This is a genomic window from Blautia sp. DFI.6.71 (assembly GCF_020593585.1).
Taxonomy (GTDB): Bacteria; Bacillota; Clostridia; order Lachnospirales; family Lachnospiraceae; genus Blautia_A; species Blautia_A wexlerae.
Genome location: NZ_JAJDMJ010000074.1, coordinates 1 through 12972, shown reverse-complemented (window position 1 = coordinate 12972; position 12972 = coordinate 1). Strand labels below are relative to the sequence as shown.

The following is a 12972-nucleotide window of genomic DNA, read 5'->3' as shown; positions in this document are numbered from 1 at the left end:
GAATTTTCGAGAATCGTATGTGTTTCACTGTTTAGTTATCAAGGTTGTCTGTCTTCGCCTCTCGGCTTACAGCTTATTTATTATATCACTTGCTTTTTGCTTTGTCAAGAACTTTTTTATTTTATTTTTTAAGTTCTTTTTTCATCTGTATCAGCAACTCTGATATAATATCATGTCTTCAGTTTCCTGTCAACACTTTTTTTATATTTTTTTCAACTTTATTCAACCAAATCTCTGTTGTCTGTCAAAAAAAATCCGCCTCACTCAGAAGCGGATTTATCATATCATTATTTTCTTTTTACGTCAAGTATTATTTTACATTTTTTTACATATTTTTTACACCATCTCCGATATCGCTATAATATCCTCATTTTTAACGCCCCAATATCAAAGTAAAGATTCAGAAATCGTTCGCATTTGCGCAGGAAGACATTTGGATCTGATACCTACGGTCCACAGATACCAAACCTTTTTAATAGAAGATACTCATAAATATCCTGATTAGGATATCTCTGTCATATATGAAACTCAGGATGCAATCTTTCTTAATGATCTGAAGGGCCGCCTCACCAGCCTTTGTATTGCACACAATGGTGAGAGCCAGAAAGATAATCCATATTACTATAAGGAATTTAACTGCCCCCAGCAACGCTCCTGCTACCTTGTTCATGCCATGCAGCACAGGTAATCTCGTCACAAGATTCAGCATCCATGTGATACTCCTCACCATAATCGTCGACATCAGCAGAGAAATCAGGAAAGAAATTCCGTTCACTGCCATTCTCGCCAGATATTGAGCAATATAATCCGAAAATGTAGTTACAGCCAAATACTGGTAACTGTCAGAATTATTATTCTGAACCAGTCCATTCCTCAGCAGTTCCGGGAGATTCATTTCATTTATAAATTCAGTCTGGCTTTCTCCACTGCCTGTCCATGTGCTGTATTCCTCTCCTACAAACTCCCGGCAGCTTTCCTGTACTTTTTCATAAATTGATGTATTTTCCCGAATAAACTCATTTACATAAGGATTTATAAACCACACGATCGCCATCGACAGAAAAACACATACAAGCGAAACCAGTTCTTTTATCAGTCCCCGCCTATAACCTCTGACACATGCAGCCGCCAGAAAAAGTATCGTAATGACTCCGGCCCACGTTAAAGCCATTTTCATCCTCCTAACTAAGTTTTATTATCTCTACACCGCTGTCCAATACCAGAAGATATCTGTTCATTCCGATTTTGAAGAAATCTTTGATCGTTCCATCCACACTGCCAAGATATTTCTGTACTCCCCTGCTGTTCATTACACACATCTGGGAACTGTTGTACATCAGAATATTTCCACCGCTTAATTTAATCGTCGTATATGGAATATTGAAGTTTTCTTTGAATTTCAATTTGCCATCTGTAGTATAAACTTCCATTGTATACTGTTTGTCTTTACTGTCATTCTTAAACACAAGACCAATCATATCATTATCATAAAAAGTACTGACAATTTCTTTATCTACTTTTACTGTTTTTACTTCCTTCGGAATCTGGCTTCCATGATAAATTGTAAATCCATTATCTTTAAGTGCTACAGACCGGTTATTATCAAGATACTGGATCTGCGGAACTACCACGCCTTCATACTTATATCCACTGACAATTCTGTCATCCTCGTTCTGTCCTACATCTCCAAAATTGTAAAATGCCACATAACTGGTCGTATCACTTCCATCTACGAACTGATAGGTTACCATCATGATCACTCCGTCTTCAGATACAGCAATATCAAGGGGATATCCCGGATCATCTATCTTCGTCTGATTTTCAGCAATCAGACTTCCATCTGTACCATAAAAATCAATCCATGTATCATCTCCGCCATCCAGGATTGCCGCAACAAGACCGCTTTTGGATACTTTTGCTTTGACAATACTGTAAGAAGTAGTTACACTGCCTGTTTTTCCGGATTTATCATAAATCTCCAAAGTTGTTCCATCTTTATCCGCAATCACCGCACGAGTTCCATTGACATCTGCCACAGGATTCTGCATCTGATAGGTTTCACTCCATAATGTACTCATCTTATCAGAAACAAGCGAAACTCCGTCCGGACTGTATCGAAGGATATTTCCGTCCATTTCAACATAATTTGTAGAAACAATATCCTCCTGCTCACTTGTCTGGACTACTTTATAAGTATGATAGCTTCTCTTCTCTATGTAAAATCCCACAGCCGTTACAGCAGCAGCTATCGCCACCACTGTAATAACTGTCTTTTTCACTACACTTCTTTTGTGGCGGGACAATCTGCGCTCATAATCATCTGCATATTCCTCTTCAGCTCTCTCCCGGGCTTTCGCTTTTCTGTTTCGCTCTGCCTGAAGCTTTTTCTTTTTATGTTTTTTTATTATTTTCTTAAATGTATTTGCCATTTTAGCCTTTACCTTATTTCTCACTTTCATTTTGTTGATTATCAGGTTTCAGTTTTTGCCATTTATTATAGCACAGTTTTCTAAGGTAATACAATTACTTGTCCCGGATAAATGATTTCGTCCGCTGACATCCCATTCAATTTACAGATTTGGCTTATAGCTTCGATACTTCCGTATCTGTCCATACTTATCTGAAAAAGAGTATCGCCGGGCTGAATCACATATGACTCATGGGCTTTTCCCGCTGCTTCGCTGTTTTCCTTCTGCACAGCTTCCCTGACACGTTTCTGTGCTTTACGTTCATCTGCTTCCTGCTGGTAGATTTGTTCGGTTTTATCTGCTTTTTCTGTCTTTACATCCGGAAGCTGTTCTGTTTTGTCCGATTTTTGTTCTGTATCTGTCTGCTCTGCTGATATTTTTTTCTCTGAAGTATTGTTTTTCTTTTCAGAATTTTCTTTTTCACTGGTGCTTTGATTATTCTCTTCATTATTCTTTTTATTCTTCCCTGCATCATTTTGTATAGTATCTGTCCGGTATTGTTTATGCTGTCTGACAGCTTCATTGTTCGAAGTCCCGACAACAGGAGACGGCGTTATCTCCTCAACGATCACTGAAGAAACCGTCGCGCTCTCCTTTTCGTTCTGTTTTACATTCTGGTAACTTCTGTAAAAATTAACACCCACTGTCAGTACTGCAATTGCCAGACATGCAGTTAATCCATATGAAAAAACAGAAGGAGCTGCCGGCTCCTTCCTGGTTTCCTTTTTATCTGCAATTATTTTGCGAAAATCTTTCACAGCCTGATCTTCATATTTTTCCTGAGGTTCCGGCTGAAGTTCTTCATTTTTGTCGATCATATACGTCTGCATACCGGGATTTTTTTCATAATAAAGATAATACCCTCCCAGACGCACCATTTCATTGTTTTCATAACGGAAGAAAGCATCTTCCCTTTCCTGCGGTTCCATAAGCATCAGGACTTTTTCTCCTCCAAAATGTTTCATGTGTACTTTTGACATCACTTCCGATACTTTCAGGAGAAGCTGAGGCTGTGAAAAGAACCATCCCACAATCTCCTGATCTTCGAAGTACTCCTTCTGGGCTTCCTGTATCTGCTTCCATTGATTTTCCGAAAAATCGATATGATCAGGTGCTGCCTCCATCTCCTCCGCTATAATAGCACCTTTGATAAACAGATAAGCTGTCTGAGAACGCCATTTAAGATTTCCTGTAAGAACTGCCACTCTGGTTTTTGCTTCTCCCAGAGAGTCTTCCGTTCTGGCAAGTCTTACCAGAAATGTGTACACATAGTCCTCCATATAAATCCTGTAATCTTCGGCTGCCAGGCCGATCTGGCGTATATTTCTGGGTAATCCAAACGGTTCCTCACCATTTTGTCCTTCCTGAGATTCGTCCTTATAGATTACTTCTATCATCTCTCATCACCCCTTCGGGTATCAGGATAACACAGATAAATTGCAGATTTTATCACATTATAAGAGGAATTTACCAGAATTTGGCGACAGATTTTGCACAGTGCATATTTTTATCCCGGTAAGGATATGATGTTATCAGAAGCCTCTTCGCAGCTTGTTGTTATGAAGCAAAGGGACTATAGCAATTAAAAGATATAATCAATAATGTGCTCTCGAAATCTTTTTGTGCAGGTACAATAGAGACTCTGCGAGTACATAATACGATCAGGGAGGTTTTATGGTATTTTATGTGGACTCACAGAAAAGCAGTTCTGCTGAGGAAATCGCTTTTCTTTTAAATAAATGTATTCTTCAATATCCCGGCAGATGGTCGGAACTGGTTTTTCTGTGTATCGGAAGTGACCGCGTGACAGGAGACTGTCTCGGTCCCTATATCGGACACCAGTTACTTGAACATCTGAATACAGACACTCATGGCGTTTATGTTTACGGTACCCTGAAAAGCCCCGTACATGCTTTAAATCTTTCCAGAATTTCCCGCCAGATCAAAATTCTGCATCCCGAAGGTCTGGTTATTGCAGTGGATGCCTCTCTTGGACAAAAAAAGCACCTGGGGTATGTGACCATCGCAGATGGTGCACTTTACCCAGGTGCTGCAGTTCAGAAAGAACTTCCTCCTGTTGGTGATATCCATATCACAGGGATTGTAAACATTGCAGGTGTACTGGAACAGCTAACCCTTCAGACTACCCGCCTGTCTACGGTAATCTCTCTGGCAGATACCATCACACAGGGAATCGTAAATTATACAAATTCTTTGATCTGTTTGTAGATGCCTTCTGCATCAAGACCATATTTCTCAAGAAGAGCTGTGGCAGGACCGGATTCTCCGAATACATCATTTACACCGATACGTTTTACAGGTACAGGTGCTTTCTCAGACAGGCATTCGCATACTGCTCCGCCAAGTCCGCCGATTACTGAATGCTCTTCTACAGTTACAACCTTGCCTGTTTCTTTGGCTGCTGCAACTACAAGTTCTTCATCCAGAGGCTTAATCGTATGGATATTGATTACTTTTGCATCTACGCCGTCTGCCGCAAGCTTCTCTGCAGCTTCAAGAGCAGGAGCTACGCAGAGACCGTTTGCAATGATCGTAAGGTCTTTTCCTTCACGAAGGACAATACCTTTGCCTAATTCAAATTTATAGTCCGGTCTGTCATTGATAACCGGAACTGCCAGACGTCCAAATCTCATATATACAGGACCAACATGCTCATAAGCTGCTTCTACCATAGCTTTTGCTTCAATATCATCAGAAGGGCAGGCAACAACCATTCCCGGAATTACTCTCATAAGAGCAAAATCCTCACAACACTGATGGGTAGCACCATCTTCACCTACAGAAATTCCGCCATGAGTAGCGCCAATTTTTACATTGATCTTCGGATATGCAATAGAGTTACGAACCTGCTCAAAAGCACGTCCTGCTGCAAACATTGCAAATGTGCTGGCAAATGGAACTTTTCCTGTAGTAGCCAGACCTGCGGCAATGCCCATCATATTACACTCGGCAATACCACAGTCAATATGACGCTCCGGAAATTCTTTTTTGAATACGCCAGTCTGAGTAGCTGCAGCAAGGTCAGCGTCCAGAACGACCAGGTTCTCATGTTTCTTACCTAATTCAACCAGCGCAGCACCGTAGCTTGCTCTTGTTGCGATCTTCTTTACTTCTGACATAATGCTTCACCTGCCTTTTCTAACTCTTCCATTGCCTGTGCATACTGCTCGTCATTCGGAGCTTTTCCATGCCATCCAACCTGATTTTCCATAAAGGAAACACCTTTTCCTTTTACAGTTTTCATAATGATAGCTGTAGGCATTCCCTTAGTAGCTTTTGCTTCATCAAAAGCAGCTCTTAACTGATCCATATCATTTCCGTCCGCAACGTTAATTACATGGAAGTTAAATGCCTCAAATTTCTTATCAATCGGGTATGGAGAACATACTTCATCAACCTTACCGTCGATCTGAAGTCCATTATTATCCACGATCACTACAAGATTGTCCAGTTTTCTGAAGCCTGCAAACATAGCAGCTTCCCAAACCTGGCCTTCCTGAATTTCGCCGTCACCTAATAAGGTGTATACACGATAGCTTTCATTGCTTAATTTGGCAGAAAGCGCCATACCAACTGCTGCAGAGATTCCCTGTCCCAGAGAACCGCTGGACATATCAACACCCGGGATATGTTTCATATCCGGATGTCCCTGTAAATAGGAACCCAGATGACGAAGAGTCTTCAGATCTTCTTTTGGGAAAAAGCCTCTTTCTGCAAGTGCAGAGTAGTATCCCGGTGCTGTGTGGCCTTTGGAAAGTACGAAACGGTCACGATCAGCCTTCTTAGGATCCTTTGGATCAATATTCATTTCTTCAAAATATAAATAAGTGAATACATCTGCTGCAGACAGAGATCCGCCCGGATGTCCTGCTTTTGCAGAATGTAATGCAGTAACGATGTCTTTACGGACTTCGTTTGCAATTTTCTGAAGTTCTAATTTTTCCATTGTGGTAAATTCTCCTTATTCGCCGAATACTGCTTTATAATCTTTCTGGAATTTCTCAATACCTGCATCTGTCAGAGGATGTTTTGTCATCTGTACGATTACATTGTACGGAACAGTTGCAATGTCAGCACCTGCAAGTGCACAGTCTGTTACATGAATCGGATTTCTTACGCTTGCTGCGATGATTTCTGTCTCGATTCCTGCCACTTCAAAAATCTCAGCGATCTCGCGGATCAGATCAACACCTCTTGTAGAAATGTCATCCAGTCTTCCAAGGAACGGAGATACATAAGTAGCACCTGCTCTTGCAGCCAGAAGTGCCTGGTTAGCAGTGAAGATCAGAGTAACGTTTGTCTTGATTCCTTCTGCATGAAGAACCTTAACTGCTTTCAGACCTTCTACTGTCATAGGAATCTTAACAACCATATTCGGATGAATGGCTGCAATCTCACGTCCCTCTTTGATCATTCCTTCTGCATCTGTTGTAGTAGCTTTTACTTCACCGCTGATCGGTCCGTCTACGATAGATGTGATCTCTTTGATTACTTCCTTGAAATCCCTTCCTTCTTTTGCGATAAGAGACGGATTTGTGGTAACACCACAGATTACACCCATATCATTAGCTGCCTTAATATCTTCTACTTTTGCTGTGTCAATAAAAAATTTCATGTTCTTAACCCTCCTGATTTTTGCTTGTCATAATCGTTCATTGATCTTATGGTTTCATTATAACAGACTTTACATTCAGGTCAAGCGTGGCAAAAGATTATTAATAATTTCATCATTAATAATCGCATGTTTTATTAATTCTTTATTTTTCAGTCAAAGCATATATTCGTTGTTATCAACATGCAATATACAATATGTTTTATAACCATTTCTTTTCGTAACTGTTCGCTGTCTTTGCTGTTGCAGGAAACCTCCGTCAGAAATCATTTCTGATATCGGATTTCAGCCGCACATCCTGAAATTTTGGTACGTTTCCAGAAAATGCCTGCCGGGTAGATATTCGCAATCTACCTCGCCACGCAGCTCTATACCAAATAACTGTTCTGCAGTTTCGATAAATTATTATTAATAATTTTCATTCGACGTATTTAATTATTTTTTTTGGTTCTGATATACCCCGTAGTGCGTCTCGCTATCAGCTTGGGGGTATATTCAATATTATAGAGACTGACAGGAGCAGAATCTGTGAGAAAGCGGTCCTGCTCATCGATTTTGCGCAGTATAATATCACAGGCATCTCTGCCTTTAAGGGCTACGAAATGATCGATCGTAGTAAGAGAGATCTTCCGTATTCCCGAATAAAAGATATTATCGCACCCAATCACCGATACATCCTTGGGTACATGAATCCTTGCTTCATGGAGAGCATCCAGCGCACCAATAGCCATCATATCATTCTGGCCTGCAATAGCTGTAAATTCCCTGCCTTCATCCAGAAGCTCCATAGTAAGCTCATAACCCATCGAATATTCCGAATCCATCCGTGGGATCTGCATATCGATAGCTTCATCCGCAGCCTTAATGATCACATGATCCTTCAGGCCTTCTTTCTCAAACTCTTTCACAAAACCATTTACACGTTTTGTTCTCTGCCATTGTCTCCTTGTCAGGGGCGGAGTGATAAACGCTACATCTCTGTGCCCCAGATCAAGCAGATGTCTTGCCATCATCCTTCCCACAACTGTATTATCCTGATTAATGGCATCTATAGTTGTAGTTTTCTCTTTATTACTGATGATAACCAGTGGGATTGTCTGCGCCAGTTCCTCTACCTGCTGCTGAAAATCCGGATTTGGATTACAGCAGTAGATAATGCCAAGTGGCTCTATTGTACCCATCATGCGCAGATACTTCTCCTCCAGACGGGGATCTCTCTGTGTATTACAGATAAAGACACCATATCCCTGCTTGTTCGCCACTGCTTCAATCCCCTGCAGAAGCAATACATAATACGGGCTTGTAAGCGTAGGGCAAAAAACAACGATCAGCTTCTCTTTCCGGCTTTCTTTTCTGTTCTTTCGTCCGGGAAGATGATAGCCTAATTCTCTGGCTGCCTGCTCTACCTTCTCCACTGTTTCTCTGGAAAAAGAAACATTATATTTCTTATTCAGGACCATGGAAACAGTTGCCTGGGAGACTCCTGCCCTCTTTGCCACGTCAGAAGAAGTTGCTTTCTTTTTAGACAAAGTGATGCCTCCTTTTCCGATGATCTTTTGTCAGAACAGTAACCTTAAAGCTCCACACGCCCCTCAAGAGCACGTAAAAGAGTCACTTCGTCAATATATTCCAGATCTCCTCCTACCGGAACTCCGCTTGCAATCCTGCTGACTTTGATCCCGGTAGGTTTGATCAGCTTACTGATATACATTGCCGTTGTTTCCCCCTCCAGACTGGAATTGGTAGCAATAATCACTTCCTTTACCTCATCCTTTGCCAGACGCTGCATGAGTTCTTTCAGTTTGATATCATCCGGCCCGATTCCAAGCATTGGAGAGATTGCACCATGAAGAACATGATAAACGCCATCAAACTTGCCTGTTTTTTCATAAGCTGCAAGATCTCTTGTATTCTCTACCACCATGATCACTGAATGATCACGCTTATCATTGCTGCAGATGGGACAGATCTCTCTGTCTGTCAGAGTACAGCAGCACTTGCAATACTGTACATTCTCTCTGGCACCGGTAATTGAAGAGGTAAGCTGCTCTACCTGATCCTTTGGCATATTCATGATATGAAATGCCAGTCTCTGTGCTGATTTCGCACCGATTCCCGGAAGATGGGAAAGCTGCTCGATCAGCTTATTGATATGACTACTGTAGTATTCCATCAGAATGGAAGACCTCCGCCAAGTCCGCCCAGACCACCAGTCAGTTTAGACATAACAGCTGTAGATTCTTCTTCCACTTTGCGAAGTGCTTCGTTTGTAGCTGCAACGATGAGATCTTCCAGCATTTCGATGTCATCCGGATCTACAACTTCCTCCTGAAGCTTTACTTTTGTCACCTCTCTCTTACCTGAGATAGTTACCTCTACAGCTCCGCCTCCTGCAGTAGCCGTAAATTCTTTCTCTTCCAGAGCTTTCTGATTCTCTTCCATCTGGCGCTGCATTTTCTGCGCCTGTTTCATAAGATTATTCATATTTCCCGGCATACCCATTCCCGGGAATCCTCCACGTTTTGCCATTTGTGATGTCCTCCTTGCTATTTATTGCCTTATTATTTACTGCCTTTTCCTGTCCGGAGAATATTTAGTTACTGTTGACTCCGTTCACAGTAACGTAGCCAAAATTCATTCCAGATTGCCTGCAGCAATGGAATTTTGGCTTGTATGTCTCGGGATTTTGGCATATTCATGCCAAAACACCTCGCGAGATAGTGGTGTGTGAACAGTAACAATATTTATTCTCCTTTTTCCTCATCAGGATCTTCCTCTATCACAACATCCATGTGGATATTATTCTTTATCGCCTGGTCCACTGTGATATTTGCCAGATTTGTATGCTGATGCTTATCTGCCACCAGCATCTGGATCTCTACTGTTTTTCCTGTCTGGGCAGTGATAATGTCCTGAAGCTCTTTCTTCGCTTCCGGATTGTCCACATAGGACTGCCCCAGAAAATCCTGAAATTCCACATAAAGAACAGGTTCTCCTGTCTCACTGTTATACTTCGGAACAGATTTCTGAAGCATCTGCTTGAACATCCCTGTCGTCTGTCCTGTGATCACTCTCCAGCCTGCCACGATCTTCTGCAAATCTTCCGGTGCAGCTTTCGCCGGTGCTTTGTTTCCCGCCGGTTCCTGAACTGCTCCGGTTTCTGCCGGCATTTTCCCTGAACCCTGCTGCACGATCACCTGCTGTACCGGACGTTCATCCATCCGCTGTTCCAGCACACGCAGTCTGTCCAGAACAGAATCCAGATTAGTCTCCATTGCAGGACGGCACAACTTGATCAGTGCAATCTCCACGAGAACCCTTTTCTGGGTTGCATATCGGATCTGGTTGGACAAATCCGAAAAAATACGGATATACCGCATCAGCGTCTCCACATCCAGCATGGTGCTCTCTTCTTTCAGAAGCTTCATGTTGTCGGATGAGACATCGATCGCTTCCTCCGGATTCTCAGAAGTCTTAACGAGAAGAAGATTTCTCATATACCAGGTAAAATCTCCCACAAACTGGCTCAGTTCCCTGCCTCCTACGATCAGTTCCTCCAGGATATGAATGGAACCTGTCACATCTCCCCGGATCACTTTGCGCAAAAGCTTGCTAAACACTTCGGTGTCAACGGCTCCCAGAACCTCCAGAACTTTATCATAGGTAAGTTCCTGTCCAAGATAAAAAGCAATACACTGGTCGAGAAGGCTGAGCGCATCTCGCATGGAACCATCTCCCGCTTTCGCTACATATCGGACTGCTTTTTCCTCAGCTTCTACACCTTCAACTTTGAGCAGTTCATCCAGTCTGGCCGCGATAGTGTCTATGGTGATCCTGTGGAAATCATATCTCTGGCATCTAGATAAAATCGTAATCGGAATCTTGTGCGCCTCTGTAGTTGCCAGGATAAACATAACATAAGACGGTGGTTCCTCCAGTGTTTTCAGCAGGGCATTGAAGGCACCTGTGGAAAGCATATGAACCTCATCAATAATATATACTTTATATTTACCTTCTGTAGGGCGGTAAGAAACCTCTTCTCTGATCTCACGTATATTATCCACACCATTGTTGGATGCAGCATCGATCTCGATCACATTCATTGCAGTTCCTGCCTGGATTGCCTTGCACATGGCACATTCATTACAGGGGCTGCCATTTACGGGATGCTCACAGTTGACTGCCTTCGCCAGAATTTTGGCTACTGTTGTTTTACCGGTTCCTCTGGTGCCGCAGAACAGATACGCATGGCCGATACGGTTATGCTTAATCTGATTTGTCAGAGTAGTCACTATGTGATCCTGACCTTTGACATCCGCGAAATTATCCGGCCTGAACTTTCTGTAAAGAGCAGTGTAACTCATGAGTAAACTCCTATCGTAACTATTCAGCACCCCCACTGTCAGCAGCGCGCCAAATAGTTATCTCTATCTTATTATCACAGCCGCCGCGGAAAAAATTCCCGCGGCGGTCTTTTTTACATCCATATCTTATATGAAAAAGTATCTATCAGTCAAGTACTGTTTCACTTAATCAGTCACCAAAGCTGATACCGATCTGTTTGGCAGCAACTACAAGCTGATCTTTCGGTGATACCATCTTAAGCTTACCTGCACACTCTTCAAGAGGTACACGTTTAATTTTGCCGTTTACCACGCCGATCATGATGCCATATTCACCATCCATGATCGCCTGCGCTGCACCTGCACCGATTCTTGTGGAAAGAACGCGGTCATACGGACATGGTTCTCCGCCTCTCTGTGTATGTCCCGGAACTGTAACGCGGACTTCGCTTCCGATCTCTTTGTAGATCTGGTCAGCAATCTCATAGGAAACGGACGGATATTTCTTTGCTCGGGCTTCCAGTCTCTCTTTGTATTTCTTTTTAGGAAGTTCTGCGTCTTCTTTGGAAATCGCACCTTCTGCAACTGCAAGGATTGTGAAACGCTTGCCTGCTTTGGCGCGTTTCTGGATTGCTGCGGTAACTTTTTTGATATCATATGGGATCTCAGGAATCAGGATGATATCCGCACCGCCTGCAACACCTGCATGAAGTGTCAGACTTCCTACCTTGTGTCCCATGATCTCTACGATAAATACACGTCCATGTGAAGATGCTGTCGTATGGATACAGTCAATGGCATTTGTGGCAATGTTTACCGCACTCTGGAAACCAAAGGTCATGTCTGTGCCATAGATGTCATTATCAATAGTCTTTGGAAGATGGATAATGTTCAGTCCTTCTTCTCTCAGAAGGTTTGCTGTCTTCTGTGTACCATTTCCGCCAAGGATCACAAGGCAGTCCAGGCAGAGTTTATAATAAGTCTGCTTCATTGCTTCAACCTTGTCCAGGCCATTCTCATCCGGAACACGCATCAGTTTGAATGGCTGTCTGGATGTTCCGAGGATTGTGCCGCCCTGTGTAAGGATTCCGGAAAAATCTTTGGATGTGAGCATACGGTATTTACCATAGATCAGTCCTTTATATCCATCATCAAATCCATAAACTTCCAGTTCATCCAAATTGTTGCTCAGTCCCTTTACTACTCCTCGCATGGTAGCGTTAAGTGCCTGACAATCACCGCCGCTGGTAAGCATACCTATTCTTTTAATCATGATAGTATCCTCCATTTCTGTGTTTTAAGAATTATCCATATCCATACATACAAGACATGTTGTGTACTCTGGCATATCCATTTCCAGAATAAAGATAGTTTATTTCTGTTTATTATATAATATTTATCGTTTTCATACAATAGTGTTAGAAAAGTTTTAGTTACTATTCACGCACTACGTTCGTTACTGTTCACTCCGTTTGTTACTGTTCACTCCGTTCTCAGTAACATAGCCAAAATTCATTCCAGATTGCCT

The 12972-nt window shown here is 42.3% G+C and carries 12 protein-coding genes; 1 reads left to right on the top strand and 11 read right to left on the bottom strand.

Translation table 11 applies throughout. The annotated features are described in order from the left end of the window. Nucleotides 1-472: 472 nt before the first annotated feature. The 3 genes from LJE12_RS18275 to LJE12_RS18265 all read right to left on the bottom strand — a co-directional run bounded on the left by LJE12_RS18275 (nucleotide 473) and on the right by LJE12_RS18265 (nucleotide 3865). Nucleotides 473-1171, bottom strand: coding sequence for a CvpA family protein (locus tag LJE12_RS18275; protein WP_025581045.1), 699 nt, complete (start codon nucleotides 1169-1171; stop codon nucleotides 473-475). A 10-nt stretch (nucleotides 1172-1181) separates the two neighbouring features. Then, entirely contained in the window at nucleotides 1182-2429 is a 1248-nt protein-coding gene (locus tag LJE12_RS18270) for a DUF5711 family protein (protein WP_008706907.1), read from the bottom strand. A gap of 80 nt (nucleotides 2430-2509) precedes the next feature. Then, on the bottom strand, nucleotides 2510-3865 hold the full coding sequence (locus LJE12_RS18265) for a LysM peptidoglycan-binding domain-containing protein (RefSeq protein WP_118759027.1): 1356 nt from the start codon (nucleotides 3863-3865) through the stop codon (nucleotides 2510-2512). Between the two features lie 277 nt (nucleotides 3866-4142). Between LJE12_RS18265 and yyaC the strand changes: the two genes are divergently transcribed. Then, on the top strand, nucleotides 4143-4697 hold the full coding sequence (yyaC, locus tag LJE12_RS18260; RefSeq protein ID WP_008706911.1) for a spore protease YyaC: 555 nt from the start codon (nucleotides 4143-4145) through the stop codon (nucleotides 4695-4697). Here the strand turns inward: yyaC and LJE12_RS18255 are convergent. From LJE12_RS18255 to LJE12_RS18220, 8 genes are all read right to left on the bottom strand, one after another. Next, a complete protein-coding gene (locus LJE12_RS18255) occupies nucleotides 4670-5608 on the bottom strand; it encodes a transketolase family protein (RefSeq protein WP_008706912.1) in 939 nt (312 codons plus the stop codon). The genes yyaC and LJE12_RS18255 overlap by 28 nt on opposite strands. After that, nucleotides 5596-6435 carry a transketolase gene (locus LJE12_RS18250; protein ID WP_008706915.1) on the bottom strand — a complete coding sequence of 280 codons (840 nt, stop codon included), beginning with the start codon at nucleotides 6433-6435 and terminating at the stop codon, nucleotides 5596-5598. Before LJE12_RS18250 ends, LJE12_RS18255 begins: the two co-directional genes overlap by 13 nt. Nucleotides 6436-6450: 15 nt before the next feature. Further along, nucleotides 6451-7104 (bottom strand): fructose-6-phosphate aldolase, encoded by a 654-nt coding sequence (fsa, locus tag LJE12_RS18245; RefSeq protein WP_008706917.1) that lies wholly within the window; start codon nucleotides 7102-7104, stop codon nucleotides 6451-6453. 428 nt (nucleotides 7105-7532) lie between these two features. Further along, the gene (locus tag LJE12_RS18240; RefSeq protein ID WP_055059433.1) at nucleotides 7533-8630 is read right to left on the bottom strand and encodes a LacI family DNA-binding transcriptional regulator; all 1098 of its coding nucleotides are present in this window, start codon (nucleotides 8628-8630) and stop codon (nucleotides 7533-7535) included. Between the two features lie 44 nt (nucleotides 8631-8674). Further along, nucleotides 8675-9274: a recombination mediator RecR gene (gene recR / locus LJE12_RS18235; protein WP_008706922.1), complete on the bottom strand. Its 600-nt coding sequence runs from the start codon at nucleotides 9272-9274 to the stop codon at nucleotides 8675-8677. Further along, on the bottom strand, nucleotides 9274-9630 hold the full coding sequence (locus LJE12_RS18230; RefSeq protein WP_008706923.1) for a YbaB/EbfC family nucleoid-associated protein: 357 nt from the start codon (nucleotides 9628-9630) through the stop codon (nucleotides 9274-9276). Before LJE12_RS18230 ends, recR begins: the two co-directional genes overlap by 1 nt. A 215-nt stretch (nucleotides 9631-9845) precedes the next feature. Next, nucleotides 9846-11465 (bottom strand): DNA polymerase III subunit gamma/tau, encoded by a 1620-nt coding sequence (gene dnaX, locus LJE12_RS18225; protein ID WP_008706925.1) that lies wholly within the window; start codon nucleotides 11463-11465, stop codon nucleotides 9846-9848. A gap of 169 nt (nucleotides 11466-11634) precedes the next feature. Beyond that, nucleotides 11635-12717, bottom strand: coding sequence for a 6-phosphofructokinase (locus tag LJE12_RS18220; RefSeq protein ID WP_055199825.1), 1083 nt, complete (start codon nucleotides 12715-12717; stop codon nucleotides 11635-11637). Between the last annotated feature and the right edge of the window lie 255 nt (nucleotides 12718-12972).

Coding starts and splice junctions, on each gene's coding strand:
- LJE12_RS18275 (WP_025581045.1), bottom strand. CDS start 1,171: ATGGCTTTAACGTGGGCCGGAGTCATTACGATACTTTTTCTGGCGGCT.
- LJE12_RS18270 (WP_008706907.1), bottom strand. CDS start 2,429: ATGGCAAATACATTTAAGAAAATAATAAAAAAACATAAAAAGAAAAAG.
- LJE12_RS18265 (WP_118759027.1), bottom strand. CDS start 3,865: ATGATAGAAGTAATCTATAAGGACGAATCTCAGGAAGGACAAAATGGT.
- yyaC (WP_008706911.1), top strand. CDS start 4,143: ATGGTATTTTATGTGGACTCACAGAAAAGCAGTTCTGCTGAGGAAATC.
- LJE12_RS18255 (WP_008706912.1), bottom strand. CDS start 5,608: ATGTCAGAAGTAAAGAAGATCGCAACAAGAGCAAGCTACGGTGCTGCG.
- LJE12_RS18250 (WP_008706915.1), bottom strand. CDS start 6,435: ATGGAAAAATTAGAACTTCAGAAAATTGCAAACGAAGTCCGTAAAGAC.
- fsa (WP_008706917.1), bottom strand. CDS start 7,104: ATGAAATTTTTTATTGACACAGCAAAAGTAGAAGATATTAAGGCAGCT.
- recR (WP_008706922.1), bottom strand. CDS start 9,274: ATGGAATACTACAGTAGTCATATCAATAAGCTGATCGAGCAGCTTTCC.
- LJE12_RS18230 (WP_008706923.1), bottom strand. CDS start 9,630: ATGGCAAAACGTGGAGGATTCCCGGGAATGGGTATGCCGGGAAATATG.
- dnaX (WP_008706925.1), bottom strand. CDS start 11,465: ATGAGTTACACTGCTCTTTACAGAAAGTTCAGGCCGGATAATTTCGCG.
- LJE12_RS18220 (WP_055199825.1), bottom strand. CDS start 12,717: ATGATTAAAAGAATAGGTATGCTTACCAGCGGCGGTGATTGTCAGGCA.